Here is a 20,631-nt window from a genome sequence, read left to right on the forward strand (position 1 = left end):
TCGCGACCGACCCCCGCGTTGGCTGGGCACCATCGCGACCGACCCCCGCGTTGGCTGAGCACCATCGCGACCGGCCCCCCGGGTTGGTTGAGCGCCATCGCGACCGGTCCCGCCACCCGCCGCGGATCTGACCGACACCATCGCGGCTGGTGTCGCGGCCCGTTCCATGCGCACCGCGGATCGGATCGATTCCATCGCAGCCCGGCACCGCCGCCGCCCGATTTGCGTCACCCCGCACATCAGTTCAGTGCCGTCTCGACCCGATGCCCCAGCCCGCTCCTGCCTCTCACCGCGGGTCGGACCATCGCGGCCGCGACCCGTCCCGTGGTGCCATTCCCACGCCACACTGCAGATCGGATCGCCGCCATCGCGACTCATCCCGTGGCCCCTCTCCCACACCCCCACCACAAGTCGGATCGACGCCGCTTCGATCCGATGTCGCGGCTCGGCCTGCGCCACCACGCGGATCGGTTCGGCTCCGTCCCGGGCCGGCTGTTGCTCTGCCGCGGCCTTGCTCTGCCGCGGCCCGGGCCTGCACCACCCGTGAATCGCTTCGGCGCCGTCCCTTGCCAGCGCTCTTGCCATTGCCGTGGCGTCGGCGCGTGCCCTGTCACCACAGGACAGATGCCACGCTGCGACCCAGGACTATGCCTCGCCTGGCCTCAGCGGGACGCCGCGCCGCTGCGTGCTGCCGTGGCCCTGTGCCGCGGCGCTGAGCGTTGCCGCAGCTCCGCGCTTCGCTCGGGCTCCGGGGATCGCTGCGCCACCGTGCTCCGCCGCGGCTCCGAGCGTTGCCGCGACTCCGTCTCCTGCCCGGTTCCCCGCTCGACCTCGGCCCGCCGCAGCTCCGCGGCTTTCCGCGCCACTGCCGCCCGCCCTAGCGCGAGCCGCCGCGGGTCCTTGAGCTGGCCGGCGAGCCGAATCGCCACCGCCATCACCACGCCGGCGAACACCACGATCGCCACCCCGCCGGCGAGCGCCCCGCCCAAAGTGCGGTGAGCGTGATCAACCGTCATCTGCACCGCGAAGTTGTTCTGCTGCGCGAAGAGTTCCCCCAACCCACGCCCTGCGACCGCCGTCGCCGCGCGCCACGTCGGCATCGCGACCGGCAGCGGCGCCGCGTCGGCGTAGGCGTTCTCGACCGCCGTCAGCGTGCTCCAGTCCTCACCCCGCACAAGCGCTTCGTACCGCTCCCGACCACTCTGCGTGAGCCTGCCCGCCGCGCTCGCGAGCGTCGTCCGGTACCCGCCCACCGCGTCCGTGAAGAGCCGCCGCGTGGTCCCATCGAGCGCCGCCAGCGCGAGAGAATCCGCTCGGTACAAACCTTCCGTCGCCACCAGCAGATCCACCGCCGTGTTCTGCTGATACGCCGTCTCCGCATCCGGCGCCGCCCGGGTGAGCTCTCGCAGGCCGGCGATCGCGTCGTCGATACGCTGCGTAAAACCCGTGTACTCAGCCAGCCGGTCGCCCGCGAGCAGCGCTTTGCCCCGCCGCTCCTGCAACCCCACCACGGTCCGCGTCACGTCGTTCGACGCCCGCGCTGTCTCATCCGCCAGCCCTCGCACGTGATTCGCTTGCTGCACCAGGAAAATCCCGATCACCAACGCCACCAGCACCAGCGCCGCACCGGGCACGAACGCGATCAGGACCACGCGCCTGCGCAGGTACTCCACGGCCTTTCCTTCCGCTTTTCCCCAACCCGGCCAACCACGCTAGGGAAACCGCGGCGCGAGGGTCAACGAAAGTCCGCCATACGGCCGTTAGCCCACCGTGACCGCCGTGGTACGCAATCTCCCGTGACTCTCGACGCGCTCACCCAACGCCTCCGCGACTTCGCCTCCGCCCGCGACTGGGAACCGTTCCACCACCCGAAGAACCTCGTCATGGCCCTCTCCGGCGAAGTCGGCGAGCTCATCTCCCTCTTCCAATGGCTCACGCCCGAAGAGGCCCGCGAATACCGCTCCGACCCCACCCTGACCGCCAACGTCCGCGACGAAATCGCCGACGTCCTCCTCTACCTGGTCCAACTGGCCGACGCCCTGGACATCGACCTCCTCGAAGTGGGCAACGCGAAGGTCGACCGCAACGAGACCCGTTTCCCGCCCGTGCCGCGCTGATCAGCCGGCGCGGCTCGTCGACGGCTTGCTCGTCGTCACCACCTGCTGCGCCGGCAGTGTCTCGGGCGGGCGCAGGAACGCGACCAGCAGCAGAGCCGCGACGGCCACCACCAGGGCCGTGACCACGACGATCCGCATCAGGCCGGCCGGCGGCGCAGGTAGAGGACCAGCCCGGCGGACGCGGCGGCCGCGATCAACGCACCCGCGGCGACCAGGAACGGATAGCCACCGAATGGGGATATCGACGTTTCCGGAATTGCGCCCACCGGATTTCCCGGTTCCGCCTGCGCCGCGGCAGAGCCGACCACGATGAGCCCCGCAATCAGGGCGAACGTACCAATGACACGGCGAAAGAGAGCCAACAGGAAAACCTTCCGAAGAGTCCGGCGAAGCGATGCCGGGCATATCGCCGTGCCGCCGAAACCGTTACGGATCAATTCCGAACGATTTCCCGCGGCAACCTGATCGGGTGCATCCGGTGATTTTCCGCCGCGCCGCCGTCGCGCCGACATCGTGTCGACATCGCGCCCCAACGTGTCCTCGGGCACCAGCACCGGCAACGACCGCCCCGAAGCCGTAACCTCGGGGTATGCCGATCCAGGTGCTGCTCGTCGACGACCACGAACTGGTCCGCCGCGGCCTGCGCGACCTGCTGGGCGACGAGGCGGACATCGAGGTGGTCGCCGAGGCCGGGGGCGTCGAGGAGGCGCTGGCCGTCGCGATGCACGTGGAGCCGGACGTCGCGGTGGTCGACGTCCGGCTCGGCGACGGGGACGGCATCACGCTGTGCCGCGAGCTGCGCTCAAAGCCCAACCCGCCGGCCTGCCTCATGCTCACCGCTTTCGACGACGAGGAGGCCATGGTCGGCGCGATCATGGCGGGCGCTTCGGGCTATCTGCTCAAGCAGGTGCGTGGCCAGGACGTGGTCAACGCGGTCCGCGAGGTCGCCGCCGGCCACTCGCTGCTCGACCCCGTCTCCACGGCCCGCGTGCTCGACAAACTGCGCCACCCGCCCACCGACGACCTCGCCGCCCTCACCGACCGCGAGCGCGACGTCCTGGAGCTCATCGGCCAGGGCATGTCCAACCGCGAAATCGCGGAACGCCTCTTCCTGGCCGAAAAAACGGTCAAGAACTACGTCACCTCGGTCCTCGCCAAGCTCGGCATGCAACGCCGCACCCAAGCCGCCGCCTGGATCGCCCGCCGCGGCAAGTGATGCCCGAAAACGCATACCCCCCGTCGTTTTGGCCGAAGGTCCCGGCTGATCCGGCGTATGACCACTGGCTGACGACGGAGTTCGACCGCAAGGTGCTCGTGGTCGTGCGCACCCTGACCACGCTCACGCGCCTGCTCGACGTCGTCTCGTTGTTCGGCAGCGACCGGCGGATCCAGCTCGTCTTCACGCACGACGAGCGACGGCCCGGCATCCTCTCCGCCGGCGTGCCGGAAGCGCTGCGCCGGCTCGGACCGCCCGTGATCGGCTGGGGCCAGGCCACGGCGACCCGGTTCGACCTCGCGCTCGCGGCCAGCGAAAACGACGTGCTGACGGAGCTCGACGCCCCGATTTTGCTGGTGCCCCACGGAATCGGCTACCAGAAGTACTATCCGGGCAGCCGTGTCACGTCGGGCCTCGACCCGGAAAAGCTCGTCCACAACGGTGAAGTGGTGCCGGCGGCCATCGCGCTCTCGCACGAAAGCCAGCGTGCGCAGCTGACCCGGTCGTGTCCGCCCGCCGCCGAGCGGGCCGTGGTCATCGGCGACCCCTGCCTCGACCGCATGGTGATGAGCCGGCACCGCGTTTCCCGCTACCGCAAGGCGCTCGACGCGGGCGGCCGCACGGTCGTGACGCTCGCGTCGACCTGGGGCAAGCACTCCCTGTTCGGCCGACGCCCCGAGCTACCTGTCGAGCTGCTGGGATGCCTGCCGTTCGACGATTACCGCGTCGTGCTGACGTTGCACCCGGGCGTCTGGGCGGCGCACGGACCGTGGCAGGTGCGGTCGTGGCTGCGGCCGGCCATCGCCGCCGGGCTCGCGCTCGTCCCGCCTGACCACGGCTGGCAGGCGGCCGTGCTCGCCGCGGATTGCGTGTTGTCGGACGAAGGATCCGCCGCGCTGTACGCGGCCGCCGTCGACAAACCGGTGCTGCTCACGACGCCGGGATCACCGACGACGGTCGCGGACTCGCCGCTCGCCGCCCTCGCCCGGAGCGTGCCGAAACTCGGGACGGAGTTCGGCCTGCGCGACCAGATCGACGGCGCGATCGCTCGGCACCGGCCTGGCTCGCACGCGCCGATCATCCAAGAGGCCGTGGAAGATCCGGGCGCACCGCTGCTCGCCGGCCTGCTCTATGCACTGCTCGGCCTGAACCCGCCCGACGACCCGGTTTTTCCGCCCGTCGCGGATCCCGAGCCGCTGACCTCGCCTGCGGCCGCGTTCGTGGCCGGCGTCGACGCGTCGGGTGAGCTCGTGCGGTTCCCGCTCGTCGCGGAGAAGGCGCCGGACCTCGAGTACCGGCATGTACTCGCCCACGCCGACAACGCCGAGCTGCGCGAACTCGACGCTGCCACCGTCGTCTACGCGGACGAGCCCGGACGACTCGACGACCTGCTCGCCCACTGGCCCGCCGCTCGGCTCGCGGCCGCGCCGACCGACGGCGGCTGTCTCGTGCGCGACTCGACCGGCGAGACGCACGCGCTGACGGCCGACGTGGATCCCGTGCTGCTGGCCGCTTTTGCTTATGTGCGGCTTGCGACGAGCCGGCCGTTGACCGGTGATCTCAATGGCGCCGCCGTATCCGCTCTTCGACGGCGCTGAACTTCACCGCGAACTCCGCCTGCCGCGGGTGCCCGGCAGCGAAATAGACCTGCCACGCCCGTCGCCACGCCTCAAGTGCGGCCGGCAGGTCGCCGCGGGCCTCGGCGAGCGTCGCGAAGGCGGCGTCGAACTCGGCCGCGTACTGCGAGGCTCCTGAGGTGTTCGCGAGCTGCCAGGCCTGGCCCAGGGTGCTGGCGGCGGCGTCGAAAGAGCCCAGGGCCGTCTCGGCCTTTCCCTTGACCAGCAGGATCCGGGAGCGGTTGCGGTCCTCGGTGGTGTGCTGCTCCGACTCGCCGAGCAGCGCGAACACCTGGTCCCATCGTGCGAGCCCGACGAGGACGTTGGCCAGCATCCGCGTGTGAATGCCCAGGCTTCGTGCGGCTTCCGGCCCCGCGGCGCGGTCGATGCGAATCGCTTCGTCCAGCAACGTCACTGCCTCGGCCGTCAGCCCTGATGCCTGTTGCGGGTACTGCCGGGCTTCTTCCTCGCGGAAACGGCCGCAGAACTCCAGCACCGACGACAGCAGGCCCGGCGACGCAAGCTCACGCGCCAACGTGAGCGACTCGTCCAGGAACGGCTTCGCCGTGGTGAACTCGTGCATCAGCAAGTGAGTGCGGCCCTGTTGGCTCAGCACGCGCGTGAGCAGCGGCCGGTCGCCGAGCCGGCGCGCACCGCGGATGCCCCAGTTGTTGATCTCGGCGAACAGCCGGTGGTACCCGCGGTTGAGCATGAGCACTTCGAGCGCCCCGCAGATCTGGCCCAGCTCGACGTCGCGCTCGCGCAGGTAGGCCTCCCGAGCGAGTGCACCGTACGTCTCGCGGGCGTCTTCGACCCAGTCGAGTGGCTTGCGGCCTTCGAAGTTCGCGTTCGCTTCGGCCTCCGGGCGCGGCGCGTACAGCCGGAGGCGATCCTTGCCGTTGTGGAGATCCGCGGCCACGGCTTGGTCACAGTGGAACTCGAGCGCGCGTTCGACAGCCACCTCGGCCCAGCCGCCGCGGCGGGCTCCCTCGCGGATCAGGTTGTACAGCCGCTGCCGGGAAGTGCCTGTGCGGGTGAGGAAACCGGCGTCGGCCAACTCGTCGAGGGCGTCTTCGGGTGAGCGGCCGAAGACCGCAGCCGCGCCGGCGGCGGTGAAGTCGGGTCCGGGGTGCGCGGCGAGGAGGCGGCACAGCTCTGCCGCTTCGGGAGTCAACTCCGAAAAGGACTCCTCGAATGCGGCGGCGATCACGTCCTCGCCGCCGAGTTTGCCCGTGGCCCGGAAGCCTTCCAACACGGACGTGACAGCGCCGGGGCCGCGCTGCATCCTCCGCGCGACGCGGACGGCGGCGAGCCGGACCGCGAAGGGCATGTGGTCGCACAGGTCCACGAGTTCCTCGGCCGCGGCGGGCTCGGCGGCGATCACGCTCGGGTGGGAGAGGCGGCTCAGCAGGGCGAGCGCGTCCGGCAGCGCGAGCCGACCGACCTCGATCGGCGGGGCGGGAAACTCCTTGCGCAGGTCGTCACCGGCCTTGATCGCGGTCACGAGAACGACGCTGTGCGGCGACGGCGGGATGAGGCCGTGCAGGTCGGTGGCCGCTTCGGCGTTGTCGAGTGCGAGCAGGAAACGGTGGCGTGCGGTGACGGAGCGGTACTGCTCCCAGAGCTGGGGTGTTTCTGTGGCGGTCAGGTCACTGCCGACGTCAAGCGCTCGCACCACGCGCGCGGCCACCTCGGTGCGGCGCACCAGCGAACCGGACCGGTAGTCGGCGAGGTCGACGTAGATCTGTTTCGGGAGGTGCGGGCGCAGGTCGGTGGCAAGCCGGCTCAGCAGCGCCGTTTTGCCCGCGCCGCGCGGCCCGGTGACGAGGCGGGCGCCGGGGCCGGCGACGAGCGCGCGTTCACTTTCGCGGTCGACAAAGGGTTCGGCCGACGCGGGAAAGTCGCTGCTGCTGCCAGTTCCCTTCGATCGTGGCAGCAGTGATTCGATCTGTTCGACGAACTCCTGATCGGTCGCGAGCAGCTCGGCGATCACCGTTGCGGTGCGGGCTTTGTCGTTGAGGATCGCCTCGACGTCGGCGGCGGTCCGGCGCTGTTCGAGCTTGCGCGACACCAGCTGTTTCACCCCGCCGAGCGCGGCCACAGCCATTGCTTTGACGACTTCCGCCGCCACGGTTTCCCACATGAAGCGACCCCCTCGTGACTGATCATGGCGACCCTAACAGCCACCGCCGACAGAACTGGTGACCTCGATTTTCGAGTGACCATCCGGTACCGCCGCTCGGAAATCGACTAGGCCGTTCGGAGGTTTCGCGCGCGCGTGAGATCACGGTCGGCCACGGCGGATTCGGTAAGGATCTTTCGGATTCACCCCATCGTGAGTCGAATGGGTGTTCGATCGCCGGTAGACTCGTCACCAGGTGAAAGCGAGCGGCGACTCGCGGTTCTGGGGTGTTGGTCGATGTCGAACGGGGAGCCGAACGTGCCCGTCGGAGAGGAAGGAGCGGCTCACATGACGCGTGAAGGCTGAAGCCGGATCAGCGCGCTGTGGGTGGCGGTCGCGCACGTGCGACTAGTCCAGAGGGAGATCGAAGGCGACGAGTGTGCCGAGGCTCGGTGAGGAGTTGATGAAGAACTTCCCGCCGGCGGTGTCGGCGCGTTCGGCGAGGTGACGCAGGCCCCGGGTGGCGACGCCTTGGGGTACGCCGGATCCGTTGTCGCGCACGCGGAGTTTCACGCCGTCGCGGTCGCGGGTCAGGGACACGCGCGTCTCGCTCGCGCCGGAATGGCGGACCACATTGGACAGTGCTTCGCGCAGTGCCGCGCGGATGTGGTCGGCGCTTTCGGCGGGGATGTCGGCGAACTCGCCGGAGAGCTCGAGGGTCGGCGGGTAGCCGAGGAGCTCGCCGGCGATGCGGACTTCACCGCGGGCGGACTCGGCGAGGTCGGTCGGTGTGCCGATGTCGTGGCGCGGCTCGGGTGAGCGCAGGGCTCGCACGGTGCCGCGGATTTCCTCGATGGTCTGATCGAGCTGGTCGATGGCGTCGGACAGGCGCGCGCCGTCGGCTTGGGCGAAGCGCTTGCGCATGTTGCGGCGCACGCGGTCCAGTTGCATGCCGGCGCCGTAGAGGCGTTGCACAATCACGTCGTGCAGCTCGCGGGCGATGCGTTCGCGCTCTTGGTAGAGCGTCACGCGGTGTCGTGCGTTGGCTCCTTCGGCGAGTGCGAGCACCACGCCAGCCTGTGCGGCGAACGCCACGAGCATCTCGACGGTCCCCGCGGAGAACGGCTCGCGGCCCTGCAGGCGGTAGACCGTGAGCGCGCCCAGCACCCGGCCGCCGGAGCCGAACGGCGCGGCGGCGAAGGGGCCGAAGCCACGGAGCTCGTCGGGCACGAAGGGTGCGGTGCGCGGGTCGACGACGAAGTTGTCGCTGACCACCGGCTCGCCCCCGCGAGCGACGCGGCCGGCGGCGGAGTCGGCGGGCAAGGTCAGGCCCTGCAGCGCGCGGCCGGCGCCGCTGGGGTCGACGGCGGCCTCGACCACGACGTGCCCGTCCTCGGCGCTGACCATGGCCAGGCCGAGGTCGGCGTCGGCCAGCTCGGCCGCGCGGATCACGACGGTGTCCAGCACGGCCTCCGGGTCGTCCCCGGACAACGCGGTGCTGGTGATCTCGGTGGCAGCGGACAACGCCCGCGCGGCAAGTGTCGGGTCCATGAGCAACACCGACCCTAGCGCGTGCTTGCGGCCCGGACCCGGAATCGTGACCGTCACCAATCACCCCTCGCGGCTGGTACCGCTTGCGACTCGAGCACCTGGCCGCCGCGGACCTCCAGGACGACGTCGGCGTCGAGCTGCTCGTCGAGGTTGTGGGTGACGTGCACGACGGTGCGCCCGGCAAGCTCGGCACGCAGCGTGGCGCGCAAGGCGCGAGCGGTCCGTTCGTCGAGGTGCGCCGTGGGCTCGTCGAGCAGCACGAGGTCGGCGGTCGGCGCCGCCAGCAACGCCCGTGCCAGCGCGACGCGCTGAGCCTGGCCACCGGAAAGCCCGGTGCCGGCGCTGTCGAGGACGGTCGCCGCGTCGAGCTCCGGCAACTGCGCCAGGTCGAGCGCCCGCCGGACGTCCTCGTCGGTCGCCCGGGGATCCGCGAGGCGCAGGTTCTCCGCCACGCTCGTCGACACCAGCATCGCCTCCTGCGGCGCCCACGACACCCGCCCCGGCACTGCGACCTCCCCCGCGCGCGGCTCCAGGAACCCCAGCAAGGCCGCCACCAACGTCGACTTCCCCGCCCCGCTCGGCCCCACCACGGCGACGTAGGTTCCGGGCTCGATGTCGAGCGTGACGTCGGTGAGCACGGTTTCGCCGCCGGGCCAGCCGAGGTCGGCGCCACGAAGCCGCACGGCGCTCGGTCCTTGCTCGGGCGCGCCGCCGAGCTCAGGCCCCTTGCCAGGGCGCGCCGCACGGCCGAACGGCGCCGGCTTCGACGCGATCGTGGCATTGCCGCGCTGCCGTTCTTCGCCGGCTCGCAGTGACGCCAAACCAGCCGTGCCGACGGAGTCGGGCTGCGTCGAGGCGGACGCCAGGTGCAATCCAGCCGGCTGCACCGCTGCGCCCGGCAGCGCCGGCTCTGATCCGGCAGCTGTGTCGAGGTCGCCCAGGCGGAAGCGGGCAGCGCGCAGCGTGTCCCAGTGGGTAGCGGCCGGCGGCAGCAGCGAGAGGACCTCGGCAAGGGCCAACGGGACCAGCGCCAGCAGCGGAGCCATGACCCCCGCCAAGTGGCCGGACGCGACGGCCGGCGCGGCGAGCAGCGTGCTGCCCACGGCGGCGGCCCCGGTGGCCAGGACGATCAGGGCATCGGCCGCGCCGGCACCGAAGGCTTGGCGGCGGGTGGCGGCGGTCAGCCGGGCGTCGGTCGCAAGCAGCGAACGGCGGCGCGCGGTCGCGGTGCCGTAAGCGATCAACTCGGCCGCCGAGGTGAACAACACGAAGACCCGCGCAGCGATGTCGCGGCGTCCGGCGGCAAGGGCGGCCGTCGCGTGGCGCTCGGCCAGGAGGGCGAGCCGGGGCGCGACGAGACTGACCACCACCGCACCAGCGAGGAGCAGGCCGGCGGAGGGAAGAACGACCGTCTGCACCGCGATCGCGCCCACGGCGACAAGTCCGACGACGACCGGCGGCGAGACCACGCGGGGCAGCAGGTCGCGGATGTTGTCGACGTCGGTGACAAGGCGGCGCTGGCCCTCGCCGGCCGCCAACGCGCGCGCCGGGCCGAGGCGGACGAGCGAGTCCCACAGCCGGACGCGCAGCCGCCCGGCGATGCGGAACGCGGCGTCGTGCGTGACAAGACGTTCGGCGTAGCGCAGAGCCGCACGCCCGAGCCCGAACGCGCGCACGCCGACGACCGCCACGGTCAGCGTCAAGATCGGCGGCTGCAACGACGCCTTCGCGATCAGCCACCCCGAAGTCGCCGTCAACGCAACGCCCGCCAACAGCGCCAAGGCACCCAGCACCGCTCCGGAAAACAGCCGACGGTCGAGCAAAAGCCGCCACGGCAGCGGCCGACCGGACCCCGCAGTGCCGGCGGACGTGGTGCCGGACAACGGCTTCTCATCCGCCACCGCCACCGCCGCCGACCGCTCGTGCGCCGCGATGATCGCCGCCGCCCCGCCCGCCACGGCCCGCTCGACGGCGCCCATCACGCGCCGGGCGTTGACCTCGTCGAGGTGGGCCGTCGGCTCGTCGAGCAACAGCAGCCACGCGCCCGCCCGCACCCTCACCAACGCCCGAGCGACCGCCACGCGCTGCCGCTGCCCCAACGACAGCTGTCCGACGGGCCGGTCCCCCAACCCCGACAGCCCGAGCTCCGCCAGTACCTCATCGACAACATCAGCCGCGCCGACCGAGGCAGCACCGGCCGCGCCGGCTTCTTCAGAGCCACCCTGGGCGGCTTCGAAACCTCCAGCCGCACGCAGCGCAGACCCAACCGCGCCCGAGCCGGCAACGGAGTCACCCGCAGGCGAATCAACGAAAGCCGAGGCTGCGCCGAGCCCGGAGCCAACGCCGGCCACCTCCGCACGGACGGTCCCGCCGCTGAACACCGGCGACTGAGGAACCCACGCGACATCCGCGCGCCAGCGGTCCACATCCACCGAGGCCAGAGGGACGTCGCCGAGGGTGACGGTGCCGTCGTAGGTGGGGAGGAAGCCGAGGAGGGCGGCGAGGGTGGTGGATTTGCCACCGCCGCTGGGGGCGCGGAGCCAGGTCGTTTGGCCTCGGCGCACGGAGAACGAGGCACCAGCAGGGGCGAAGCCGCCGCGACGGGCGATGCTCAGGTTGGCCACAGTGAGTTGTCCACGGGGCGGAACGCGCGTGCCGAAGTGCGGGGCCGGCTCGGCCAGGACGTCGGTGACGCGGCGAACCGCCTCGACGCCGTCTTCGCTGGAATGGAAAGCCGCGCCCACCGCGCGCAGAGGCTGGTAGCACTCGGGGACGAGGATCAGCACGCCGAGCCCGATGGCCAGGGGCAACGAACCCGACACCAGCCGCACGCCGATCACCACGGCGACCAGCGCCACGGACAAAGTGGCGACCAGTTCGAGCACGAAAGCCGACGAGAACGCGACCCGCAAAGTCTTCAAAGTCGCGCGGCGGTGGCGTTCCGAGACGCGGGCCACGGTCGCCGACTGCGCGTCGGCGCGGCGGAACGCCGTGAGCACCGGCAGAGCGCGCACCAATTCCAGCAGCAGCCCCGACATGCGGTGCACGGCGTCCGTCGCGCCTGCCACGCGGTCGGCCGTGAACTTGCCGACCAGCACAGCGAAAACCGGCAGCAAGGGCACCGTCACCAGCACGATCACCGCCGACGGCCAATCCATCCACAGGATCGCCGCGCCCGCCGCGAGGGGGACCACCGCGGCCGTCACCAAGGCCGGCAAGTACTCGCGGAAGTAGGCGTCGAGCGCGTCCAAGCCGCGGGTCACGAGCTCCGTCAGCGAGCCGTCGCCGCGGCGAGCCAGCCACTCCGGGCCGAGCCGCAGAGCGTGGGAGACGGCGCGGGCGCGCAGGTCCTGCTGCGCCGTCGCCGCGGCGCGCGCGGAGACCACCCGCACCGCCCAGCCGGTGAACGCCCGGCCCGCGACGAGCGCGAACAGAGCGGCCAGCTGAGCGGTGCGGCCCCTGATCCCTGTGGAGACGATGGACGCGAGCACGTCAGCCAGAAGAAAAGCTTGCGCCACCAGGAAAACAGCGTTGATGAACGAGAGCACCGCCACGAGGAGCAGCGCCCGGCGCGCGGCCGGCCCGAGAGCCGAGAGCGCGCCGAGCGGCCCCTTGCCCGGCCGCACCTGGTCCACTGTGGACCTCGGGGCGGAAAGGGTGGTGCGGCCGGGAAGCGTGATCACGGTGCGTGCACCGCCGGGATGTGCTGGACGCCGATGCGCCTGCGGAAAACCCAGTAGGTCCAGCCTTGGTAGATGAGCACAGCCGGCGCGCCGAACGCGGCGACCCACGTGATCACCTTCAGCGCGTACGGGCTCGCGGCGGCCTGCGCGATGGTCAGCGAGTGGGCCGGATCCCCCGTCGACGGCAGCACGTTCGGGTACAGCGCCCCGAACATCGTCACCGCGGCGGCCGCGATCACCACGCCGAGCGCGGCGAACGCCTGCCCGTCGCGGTCCGCGCGCAGCCGCAGCCACGCGACGATTGCGGCAACCACGCTGACCACAAGCGCGACCAACGTCCACGCCTGCCCCGCGCGCACCTGCACCACGATGAGGAACGCGACCAGCGGCAGCAACGCCACCGGCAGCAGCCGCAATGCCAGCACCCGTGCCCGTTCCCGCAACTGACCCGACGTCTTCAGCGCCAGGAACGCCGCCCCGTGCACCAGCGAGAACCCGACCACGGCGAGCGCGCCCAGCAGCGTGTCCCACCGCACGGCCTCGAACGGCGTGCCGATGCGGTTGCCGTCGGCGTCGAGCGGCAGGCCGAGCACCGTCGTCGCCAGCAGCAGCCCGACGCCCAGCGGCGGGATCCACGAGCCGACCATGATCACGCGGTCCCACGTGCGCCGCCAGCGCTCGGAGTCGACCTTGCCGCGGTACTCGAACGCGACCCCGCGCCCGATCAGTGCCAGCAGCACGAGCAGCAACGGCAGGTAGGCGCCTGAAAACAGCGTCGCGTACCAGTCGGGGAACGCCGCGAACGTAGCGCCGGCCGCGACGATCAGCCACACCTCGTTGCCGTCCCACACCGGCCCGATGGTGTTGACCATGACGCGCCGCTCGGTGTTGTCGCGCCCGAGCACGGGCAGCAGCATCCCGACGCCGAAGTCGAAGCCCTCGAGAAACAGGTACCCGAGCCAGAACAGCGCGATGATCCCGAACCACACCAGCTGCAGCGTTGTCATAACTCATCCCCAAGATCGCCCTGAGTTATCCACAACCCATCGAGTTGTCCACAGATCAGCTGTGGACAACTCTCGTGGGTGATCGGGTGAACACTCTGGGTCCAACCCAACGAAGCAAGGCCCACCGAGTCAGTAAGCGAACGACAACGTGTCATCCGAACCCGCCTCCCCACCGTGAGCAGGCGGCGGCAGAACCCCTTCGACCCCACCGCGGACGTACTTGCGCATCAAGAACAGCTCCACCACGCCCAATCCCAGGTAGAGCACCGTGAGCGAGATCAGCGATGTCCACACCTCACCCACCGACAGCTTCGACACCGCCTGCGCCGTGAACATCCACATGCCCTCGACGCCCGTCGGGTTCGGCGCGACCACGAACGGCTGACGCCCCATCTCCGTGAAGATCCAGCCGGCACTGTTGCCGATGAACGGCGTCGCGATACCCGCGCCCAGCAGCAACGGGAACCAGCGCCCGCTCGGGATCCGGCCGCGGCGCGTGAGCCACAGGGCCAGCAGACCGATCCCCGCCCCGATCGCGCCGAAGCCGATCATGGCCCGGAATCCCCAGTAGGTCACCGGCAGGTTGGGCACGTAGTCGATCGGCTTGCCCGCCAGCGGCCCCAGGTCGGGGTCGTTCGGGTAGTTGGTGCCGTACTTCGCCTGGTACTGGCCGATCAGGTTTTCCACACCCGGCACCTCGGTGGAAAAGTCGTTGTGCGCGAGGAACGACAGCAGCGCCGGCACGGTGAACGTCTTCACGTCCTCGCAGTTGGCCCCCGCGACATCGCCGATCGCCAGGATCGAGAAGCTCGCCGGCTTCTCCGTGTGGCACAACGCTTCCGCCGACGCCATCTTCATCGGCTGCTGCTGGAACATCAGCTTGCCCTGCGTGTCGCCCGTGATGGCCAGGACCGCGAACGCGGCGATCCCGACCCAGCCACCGAGCCGCAGCGACGCGCGCCAGACGTCCCGGTGCACCCCGGCGTCCGAGTCCGAGTCCGAACGCCGCCGCCACAGGTGCCAGCCCGCCACCCCGACGAGGAACGCCGCCGCCACCGAGAACGCCCCGGCCAGCGTGTGCGGGATCGCCGCCAGCGCCGTGTTGTTGGCCAGCACCGCGAAGATCGAGTTCATCGTCGGCTTGCCGTTCACGAACTCCACACCCACCGGGTGCTGCATCCACGAGTTCGCGGACAGGATGAAGTAGGCCGACGCCATCGACGCCAGCGCGAAGGCCCAGGCACACGCCAGGTGCACGCGTTTCGGCAGCCGGTCCCAGCCGAAGATCCACAGGCCGAGGAAGGTCGACTCCACGAAGAACGCGATTAGCCCTTCCATCGCCAGCGGCGCGCCGAACACGTCGCCGACGAAGCGGGAGTAGGCGCTCCAGGTCATCCCGAACTGGAACTCCTGCACGATCCCGGTCACCACGCCCATGGCGAAGTTGACCAGGAGGAGCTTCCCCCAGAACTTGGTCATCTTGAAGTAGCGCTCGTTGCCGGTACGCACCCAGGCGGTCTGCATCCCCGCGACGAGCACCGAAAGTCCGATGGTCAGCGGGACCATCAGGAAGTGGTACACGGTGGTGATGCCGAACTGCCACCGCGCTAGCTCAAGGACATCCACGTACCCGAGCTAACTCCGCCCGCGCGGCACCGACCAGTTCAACACGTCCCGAAAGACGGGGGACCAACGTCCTGAACCCGGGAAACGCCCACGTCAGGCGTCCCGGGCACATCCGTCCACTGTGTACCCGAAAGGGATCTACCGGGTCTGCTCCACTACCCACGACAGGTACCGCGGGCTGCCGCCGACGAGCGGGGTCACCACGATCTCCGGCAGGGCGTAGGTGTGGCGCACATTCAGGAACTCCTCCAGCGCACCCGCGCGGTCGGCCGCCGTCTTGCACTCGACGCGCCACTCGGAGTCGGTGCGCACCTTGCCCTCCCAGCGGTACACGCTCGTGATCGGCCCCACAATCTGGGCGCAGGCGGCAAGCCGCGCCTCGACGGCGCTCGTGGCGATGTTCCGAGCGGTCGCTTCTTTGTCGACAGTGGTGGTCACGACCACGTGGTCAGCAGGCATGACCCGAACCGTACCGCATCCGCAAAACAGAATTCGGCACGCCGAAAACTATATTCAGGGACCACGGCGGAAGCTATTCAACAAACCTCACGGGGCAATTCGCAAACCCGATCAACTTGCGGCTTTCTGAAAAGCTCCTTTATCGTTGAAGTGAAAGGGGTGTCCACAAGCTCATGTCTCCCGCACTCATCGCTCTCATCAGCGCGTTCGGCCTGGTCCTGGCAGTGGAACTGCCGGACAAGACCCTGGTCGCGACGCTGGTGCTGACCACGCGTTTCCGGGCGATGCCGGTATTCGTCGGGGTGTGTGCGGCATTCGCCATCCAGTGTGTTATCGCCGCGGCCTTCGGCCACGTGCTCACCCTTCTTCCGGAAACCGTGGTTTCACTGCTGGTGGCCGCGATGTTCGGTATCGGCGCCTTCATGCTCCTGCGCGAAGGATTCAACGAAGCCGACGAAGCGGCCGACGACGCCGCACGCCTCGGCGCGGCGCCGAAGTCCTTCCTACGCTCCGCGCTGACGTCGTTCGGCGTGCTCTTCGCCGCCGAGTGGGGCGACGCGTCGCAGCTTGCGACGGCGGGACTCGTCGCGCGGCTCGGCAACCCGTTCGCGGTCGGGCTCGGCGCGTTCGTCGCGCTGGTCTCCGTGGCCGGGCTCGCGGTGTTCATCGGCGCGAAGATCCGCAGCCGCATCCGCCCGAAGCTCATCCAACGCGTCGCAGGGTTCGCGTTCGCCGGATTCGCCGCGTTCGCCCTGGTCCAGCTCGCCTTCCGCGCCGGCTGACCACAGAGACTTCACAGGAACACGAGGTAGCCTCTTCGGAACCAGTGGATGAGGGCAAGGTGAATCCGCGATGACGCGGGGAGCCTTGCCCTTCGCCATGACCACCGAGGAGTGCCCCCGTGTCGAAGGCCGTGCCCGCCGCCGTGTCCCCCGTGCACGGCCGGCTCGCGCTGGCCGGCATGGCGCTCGCGGTGGCCATCGCGGCTGACCTGCACCTGCGACTGTCAGCGCAGGTCAGCCCGGTGTGGCAGACGCTGTCGGAGTACGTCTACGGCCACCTCGGCGGGCGCTCGGCCGCGCCGCTGTTCAGCGCGATGTGCCTGGCGCTGGCGCTCGGTTCGGTCGCGCTGCTGGCCGGGCTGGTGAAGGCCCGTCGCTCGCCCGCGGTCGTCGCGCTGCTCGGCGTGTGGTGCGCGGGTCTCACGATCTGCGCGACCGTCCCCGTCGACCCCGACGGCCAGGCCCGCACCTTCGACGGCCAGCTGCACAACGGCGCCGCAATCACCGCGTTCCTGGCCCTGCCGGCCGCCGCGTGGCTGCTCACGCGCCGCGGCACGCCGAAGTGCCCGTGGGAACCGCGACGCAGCGCGATCCGCGGCCTGGCCGTCGCGAGCCTGGCCAGCGTGCTGATCGTGCTCGGCGGGTTCGTCTTCGAGCTGATCACCGGCCCCGCGCAGCAGGAAGTGACGCTGGGGTTGTTCGAGCGGCTGCTGTTCTGCGTGGACCTGGCGCTGCTGCTCACGATGGTGCGACCGCTGCTGGCGGCCGCGCGCCGCTGAGCCACCAAGCTGTCAGGCGTCCGGGCCGACCAGGATCGGCTCGACGCCGTGGCCGGTGAGCCACCACGCCTCGTACTGCCGGTCCGGCCACACGCGCAGCTCGGCGCCGCCGTCGAAAACCACCGCCAGGGTGCCTTCCTCGGGCACCGCCACCTCGGTCACGCGCTGGCCGAACAGCGCGAGCACCGGCGCCAGGGCCGCACCGCTGCCGGGCTCCAGCTCGTGGCTCACGCCCTCGACGCCACGCACCACGAACGATGTCTCGAGCACCAGCTCGGCGTCCACCCGCGGCTCGTCGGCCGGGTCCGGCTGGTCGACCAGCGAGAGGCGCACCTGGTAGTCGAACGACGTCCGGCGCACCTCGCAGCCGACGAGCTCACTCGGAACGTTCACCAGGGCACCTCCGCGACGGCTCCTCGGCAAGCCGTCCCCTTTTGCCCCACGAGACCATATTCCAGCACGCCACGCCGCACTACGCGTCGGTTCGGAGCACCTCGGTCAGCTTTGCGGCCGCCGCGACGACCTGAGGCCCCACCGCGGCCGCGTCCAACGGCTCCAGCGACACCACCCCGACGCTCGCCCGCAGCCCCGGCACCCCGCGCACCGGCGCGGCCACGCCGGACGCGCCGGCCTCCAGCTCACCCGTGGACGCGACCCAGCCGTCGCCCCCGGGCCGCAGCGACATCGCCCTGCCGGCCGCGCCCGCGCTGAGCGGATGACGGCTGCCCACGCGGTATGCGACGTGGTAGCTCGTCCACGACGGCTCCACCACCGCCACGGCCTGCGCCTGGTCGCCCTGGGCCACGGTGAGGTGCGCCGTGGCCCCGACCTTCTCCGCCAGCTCTCGCAGCACCGGCCGCGCGGCTTCCCGCAGCTGCGGCAGCACCTGCCCGGCCAGCCGCAGCAGGCCGACGCCGAGGCGCACCTTCGTGCCGTCGCGCCAGATCAGGCCGCGCTCGGACAACGGCACCAGCAGCCGGTAGACGGCCGCGCGGCTCGCGCCGATCGTCACGGCCAGCTCGGAGATGGTCGCCGCCTCCTCGCCCGCGTCGGCCACCGCCTGAAGCAGGGCCAGGCCGCGGTCGAGGGTCAGCGACCCCTCCCTGCTCACAGCAGCTCGAGCTCACCCAGGTCGGCCACCGGCTCGGCGAACGACGCCGCCGCGTAAGACGCGAAGAGCTCCCGCACGGCCTTCGCGGCCGGCTCGGACAACGCGCGGGCCTCGTCGGCCAGCGCCTTGCCGTCGGTGGACTCCAGCGCCTCGCGCACGTCGCCGCCCGAAAGGCAGCGGGCCGACGCGACGATCAGGTTCAGGAAGCCGTGGTGCGTGAAGCCCGACTCCGGATCGGTGTGGCGGACGGCGCGGTGCAGGCTGTTCGTGGCCTTGAACGACGCGCCGGGTGCGCCGCTGACCACCGACATGAAGTCGGCCACCTCGTCGACGCTGGGGAAGTTCTCCCCCGCCGGGCCGCCGCAGCGGATCTTCGGCCAGCTGCCGTGCTCGATCACCTTGCGCACGCCGTCGAGCCAGCCGACGCCGCGGCGCGGCTCGACCACGCGGATCACGTCCTCGGGCACGAACTCCGAGACGCGCTCCAGCCACACCTCGTCGACGTCCGACGGCGCCGGCATCTCGACCATCCGCAGCGACAGTAGCTCGCTGCGCGACTCGACGATCGAGATGGCCTTGGGCACGCCGCCGAGCCCGGTGTCGATGATCAGTGACAGGGGCAGCGGCTCCTTCGGCTTGATCTTGATCAACTCGGTGATCAGCTCCGGCAGCCGGGAGGCCTGGCAGAGGAAAACGCCCAGTACACCGGCGTGTTCACCCGCCCGCGACTCGTAGTGCGCTCGCAGGGCTTCGGGCATGGCCGCGTCCGAGGGCGGAAAGAGCGCCGAGTCGTCGACGAGCCGCGCGAACAGGGGAGGAATTCCACGGGGGCCGGGGGGCGTGAGTTCCACAGCGCTTGACACGAATGACACGCTAGTAGCGTACGACAACAGGACAAAATCGTTCGTTCTGCGGACACCTCCGGAGGAGTCAGCCATGCCCTTCTACCGGCGAGTAGGCGAGGTCCCCCACAAGCGGCACACGGCCTTCCGCAAGCCCGACGGCGGCCTGTACGCCGAAGAACTGATGGGCGTCGAGGGCTTCTCCGCCGACTCGGCGCTGCTGTACCACCGCGGCCTGCCGACGGCGATCGTCGACGCGGTGGCCGTGCCCGAAGACCGCGGCGGCCTCGTGCCCAACCACCCGCTGAAGCCGCGGCACTTCAAGACGCCGGAGCTGAAGTTCGGCGCGTCCGCCGACGCCGTGACCGATCGGCGGCGGCTGTTCGGCAACAACGACGTGACCATCGGCTTCGTCGTCGCCACCGCCCCTTCGCCCCTGTACCGCAACGCGGCGGGCGACGAGCTGTTCTACGTCCAGGGCGGGTCGGCTGTCTTCGAGACGATCTACGGGGCACTGGAGGCTGCGGACGGCGACTACGTGGTGATCCCGACGTCGTGCACCTACCGTGTGGTGCCGCGCGGCGAGGTCCGCCTGTACGTGCTGGAGGCGCGCGGGCACATCGGCCCGCCGAAGCGCTACCTGTCCGCGAAGGGGCAGTTCCTGGAGCACTCGCCGTACTGCGAGCGTGACGTCCGGGGACCGGTCGCGCCGCTCCTGGTGGACGGCTCCGACGTCGACGTGCTGGTCCGCCACCGCGCCGGCCTCACGCGCTACACATACGCGACGCACCCCTTCGACGTCGTCGGCTGGGACGGCTGCCTGTACCCGTGGGCGTTCAACATCGACGACTTCGAGCCCATCACCGGCCGCGTGCACCAGCCGCCGCCCGTGCACCAGACGTTCGAGGGGCCGAACTTCGTGGTGTGCTCCTTCTGCCCCCGCAAGGTCGACTACCACGAGGACTCGATCCCCGTGCCGTACAACCACGCGAACGTCGACTCCGACGAGCTCATGTTCTACGTCCGCGGCAACTACGAAGCCCGCCGCGGCTCGGGCATCGGCATCGGCTCCCTGTCGCTCCACCCGTCGGGCTTCACGCACGGCCCCCAGCCGGGCGCCGCGGAGGCGTCGATCGGGGCGGAGTTCTTCGACGAGACGGCGGTGATGGTGGATACGTTCGCGCCGCTGGAGCTCGGGGAAGCGGCTTCGGCTTCCGAGGACGAGGCTTACGCGTGGTCGTGGTCGGGCAGGGGTCCCGGAGCGTGAAGGCGGATGGGGCCGGTCCAGAGGTGACCGGGTAGGCCGGCTCGCCGGCCCGTGATCCAGAGCTTCTTCGTGGCGACGATGTCAAGGGCGGCCAGGGAGTTCACATTGGGGATACGGAAGGCGGCTTGGGTGCCGTCGGGGTGGATCAGGTGCCCGTCGACGGTCAAGCGACGGTCGGCGTAGGTGATCGTGGGCTCGCTCGCCAGGTCGAACTCGGCCCACTCGACGACGGGCGACCGCAGACGTGCGAGGCGCCGGATCGCTCTCAGCGCGAAAAGCACCGCGACGGCGATCAAAAGCCCCACGATGGTGCCGAACAGCGAGCGGTCTCCCACCGGCAGGCTCAGGCGCGCCCACGTCAGCAGCACAGTGAGGCCGACGAGCCAGGCGAGGGCGAACCACGTTCGCCGCTTGCTCAAAGCGATGATCGGCCGGAGGTCGGGCGCTGTCGCT

General features: G+C 70.6%; 19 protein-coding genes. 6 read left to right on the forward strand and 13 right to left on the reverse strand.

What is annotated here, in order from left to right; genetic code table 11:
* Window positions 1-662: 662 nt before the first annotated feature.
* Window positions 663-1,652, reverse strand: a complete 990-nt coding sequence (locus AB0383_RS00695) for a nitrate- and nitrite sensing domain-containing protein (RefSeq protein WP_366184266.1) — start codon at window positions 1,650-1,652, stop codon at window positions 663-665.
* Between the two features lie 144 nt (window positions 1,653-1,796).
* On the opposite strand from AB0383_RS00695, the gene AB0383_RS00700 reads away from it, so the two are divergent.
* On the forward strand, window positions 1,797-2,117 hold the full coding sequence (locus AB0383_RS00700; RefSeq protein ID WP_364173813.1) for a nucleotide pyrophosphohydrolase: 321 nt from the start codon (window positions 1,797-1,799) through the stop codon (window positions 2,115-2,117).
* Here the strand turns inward: AB0383_RS00700 and AB0383_RS00705 are convergent, their stop codons facing one another.
* Together AB0383_RS00705 and AB0383_RS00710 are read right to left on the reverse strand one after the other, a co-directional pair.
* A complete protein-coding gene (locus AB0383_RS00705; RefSeq protein WP_364173815.1) occupies window positions 2,118-2,255 on the reverse strand; it encodes a hypothetical protein in 138 nt (45 codons plus the stop codon).
* Window positions 2,255-2,671: a hypothetical protein gene (locus AB0383_RS00710; protein ID WP_364173817.1), complete on the reverse strand. Its 417-nt coding sequence runs from the start codon at window positions 2,669-2,671 to the stop codon at window positions 2,255-2,257. The genes AB0383_RS00705 and AB0383_RS00710 overlap by 1 nt, the downstream gene beginning before the upstream one ends.
* Before the next feature lie 35 nt (window positions 2,672-2,706).
* Here AB0383_RS00710 and AB0383_RS00715 point away from each other — a divergent pair, with 35 nt between their 5' ends.
* The gene (locus AB0383_RS00715) at window positions 2,707-3,333 is read left to right on the forward strand and encodes a response regulator transcription factor (protein ID WP_285971182.1); all 627 of its coding nucleotides are present in this window, start codon (window positions 2,707-2,709) and stop codon (window positions 3,331-3,333) included.
* Window positions 3,333-4,931: a hypothetical protein gene (locus tag AB0383_RS00720; protein ID WP_366184270.1), complete on the forward strand. Its 1,599-nt coding sequence runs from the start codon at window positions 3,333-3,335 to the stop codon at window positions 4,929-4,931. The genes AB0383_RS00715 and AB0383_RS00720 overlap by 1 nt, the downstream gene beginning before the upstream one ends.
* On the opposite strand, the gene AB0383_RS00725 is transcribed toward AB0383_RS00720, so the two are convergent.
* The 6 genes from AB0383_RS00725 to cutA all read right to left on the reverse strand — a co-directional run bounded on the left by AB0383_RS00725 (window position 4,894) and on the right by cutA (window position 15,397).
* Window positions 4,894-7,092: a hypothetical protein gene (locus tag AB0383_RS00725; RefSeq protein WP_364173821.1), complete on the reverse strand. Its 2,199-nt coding sequence runs from the start codon at window positions 7,090-7,092 to the stop codon at window positions 4,894-4,896. The two genes, AB0383_RS00720 and AB0383_RS00725, sit on opposite strands and share 38 nt — an antisense overlap.
* A 387-nt stretch (window positions 7,093-7,479) precedes the next feature.
* Window positions 7,480-8,622 (reverse strand): GAF domain-containing protein, encoded by a 1,143-nt coding sequence (locus AB0383_RS00730; protein WP_364174203.1) that lies wholly within the window; start codon window positions 8,620-8,622, stop codon window positions 7,480-7,482.
* Window positions 8,623-8,675: 53 nt separating this feature from the next.
* Window positions 8,676-12,305, reverse strand: a complete 3,630-nt coding sequence (locus AB0383_RS00735; RefSeq protein ID WP_366184273.1) for an ATP-binding cassette domain-containing protein — start codon at window positions 12,303-12,305, stop codon at window positions 8,676-8,678.
* Window positions 12,302-13,312, reverse strand: coding sequence for a cytochrome d ubiquinol oxidase subunit II (cydB, locus tag AB0383_RS00740; RefSeq protein WP_364173825.1), 1,011 nt, complete (start codon window positions 13,310-13,312; stop codon window positions 12,302-12,304). Before cydB ends, AB0383_RS00735 begins: the two co-directional genes overlap by 4 nt.
* Before the next feature lie 129 nt (window positions 13,313-13,441).
* Window positions 13,442-14,938 carry a cytochrome ubiquinol oxidase subunit I gene (locus tag AB0383_RS00745; RefSeq protein ID WP_366184275.1) on the reverse strand — a complete coding sequence of 499 codons (1,497 nt, stop codon included), beginning with the start codon at window positions 14,936-14,938 and terminating at the stop codon, window positions 13,442-13,444.
* Window positions 14,939-15,076: 138 nt separating this feature from the next.
* Window positions 15,077-15,397, reverse strand: a complete 321-nt coding sequence (gene cutA, locus AB0383_RS00750) for a divalent-cation tolerance protein CutA (protein WP_364043794.1) — start codon at window positions 15,395-15,397, stop codon at window positions 15,077-15,079.
* A gap of 173 nt (window positions 15,398-15,570) precedes the next feature.
* Between cutA and AB0383_RS00755 the strand changes: the two genes are divergently transcribed.
* Both AB0383_RS00755 and AB0383_RS00760 read left to right on the forward strand, forming a co-directional pair.
* Window positions 15,571-16,179: a TMEM165/GDT1 family protein gene (locus AB0383_RS00755; RefSeq protein WP_364173831.1), complete on the forward strand. Its 609-nt coding sequence runs from the start codon at window positions 15,571-15,573 to the stop codon at window positions 16,177-16,179.
* A gap of 179 nt (window positions 16,180-16,358) precedes the next feature.
* Complete coding sequence (locus tag AB0383_RS00760; RefSeq protein WP_366184864.1) at window positions 16,359-16,958, forward strand: DUF998 domain-containing protein; 600 nt, start codon at window positions 16,359-16,361, stop codon at window positions 16,956-16,958.
* A 12-nt stretch (window positions 16,959-16,970) separates the two neighbouring features.
* On the opposite strand, the gene AB0383_RS00765 is transcribed toward AB0383_RS00760, so the two are convergent.
* The 3 genes from AB0383_RS00765 to AB0383_RS00775 form a co-directional block, all read right to left on the reverse strand.
* Window positions 16,971-17,351, reverse strand: coding sequence for a DUF6188 family protein (locus AB0383_RS00765; RefSeq protein WP_366184278.1), 381 nt, complete (start codon window positions 17,349-17,351; stop codon window positions 16,971-16,973).
* Between the two features lie 79 nt (window positions 17,352-17,430).
* A complete protein-coding gene (locus AB0383_RS00770) occupies window positions 17,431-18,069 on the reverse strand; it encodes a helix-turn-helix domain-containing protein (RefSeq protein ID WP_366184280.1) in 639 nt (212 codons plus the stop codon).
* Window positions 18,066-18,920 carry a hypothetical protein gene (locus AB0383_RS00775; RefSeq protein WP_266118434.1) on the reverse strand — a complete coding sequence of 285 codons (855 nt, stop codon included), beginning with the start codon at window positions 18,918-18,920 and terminating at the stop codon, window positions 18,066-18,068. The genes AB0383_RS00770 and AB0383_RS00775 overlap by 4 nt, the downstream gene beginning before the upstream one ends.
* An 85-nt stretch (window positions 18,921-19,005) precedes the next feature.
* Between AB0383_RS00775 and AB0383_RS00780 the strand changes: the two genes are divergently transcribed.
* Window positions 19,006-20,178, forward strand: a complete 1,173-nt coding sequence (locus AB0383_RS00780) for a homogentisate 1,2-dioxygenase (RefSeq protein WP_366184282.1) — start codon at window positions 19,006-19,008, stop codon at window positions 20,176-20,178.
* Here AB0383_RS00780 and AB0383_RS00785 read toward each other — a convergent pair.
* Entirely contained in the window at window positions 20,139-20,597 is a 459-nt protein-coding gene (locus AB0383_RS00785; protein ID WP_366184284.1) for a hypothetical protein, read from the reverse strand. The two genes, AB0383_RS00780 and AB0383_RS00785, sit on opposite strands and share 40 nt — an antisense overlap.
* Between the last annotated feature and the right edge of the window lie 34 nt (window positions 20,598-20,631).

This window comes from Amycolatopsis sp. NPDC051373 (genome assembly GCF_040689465.1).
Classification (GTDB): Bacteria; Actinomycetota; Actinomycetes; order Mycobacteriales; family Pseudonocardiaceae; genus Amycolatopsis.

What these genes read in the sequence shown, in the direction of transcription:
- AB0383_RS00705 (WP_364173815.1), bottom strand. Translation starts at nt 2,255, where the DNA reads ATGCGGATCGTCGTGGTCACGGCCCTGGTGGTGGCCGTCGCGGCTCTG.
- AB0383_RS00715 (WP_285971182.1), top strand. Translation starts at nt 2,707, where the DNA reads ATGCCGATCCAGGTGCTGCTCGTCGACGACCACGAACTGGTCCGCCGC.
- AB0383_RS00720 (WP_366184270.1), top strand. Translation starts at nt 3,333, where the DNA reads ATGCCCGAAAACGCATACCCCCCGTCGTTTTGGCCGAAGGTCCCGGCT.
- AB0383_RS00725 (WP_364173821.1), bottom strand. Translation starts at nt 7,092, where the DNA reads ATGTGGGAAACCGTGGCGGCGGAAGTCGTCAAAGCAATGGCTGTGGCC.
- AB0383_RS00730 (WP_364174203.1), bottom strand. Translation starts at nt 8,622, where the DNA reads ATGGACCCGACACTTGCCGCGCGGGCGTTGTCCGCTGCCACCGAGATC.
- cydB (WP_364173825.1), bottom strand. Translation starts at nt 13,312, where the DNA reads ATGACAACGCTGCAGCTGGTGTGGTTCGGGATCATCGCGCTGTTCTGG.
- cutA (WP_364043794.1), bottom strand. Translation starts at nt 15,397, where the DNA reads ATGCCTGCTGACCACGTGGTCGTGACCACCACTGTCGACAAAGAAGCG.
- AB0383_RS00755 (WP_364173831.1), top strand. Translation starts at nt 15,571, where the DNA reads ATGTCTCCCGCACTCATCGCTCTCATCAGCGCGTTCGGCCTGGTCCTG.
- AB0383_RS00760 (WP_366184864.1), top strand. Translation starts at nt 16,359, where the DNA reads ATGGCGCTCGCGGTGGCCATCGCGGCTGACCTGCACCTGCGACTGTCA.
- AB0383_RS00780 (WP_366184282.1), top strand. Translation starts at nt 19,006, where the DNA reads ATGCCCTTCTACCGGCGAGTAGGCGAGGTCCCCCACAAGCGGCACACG.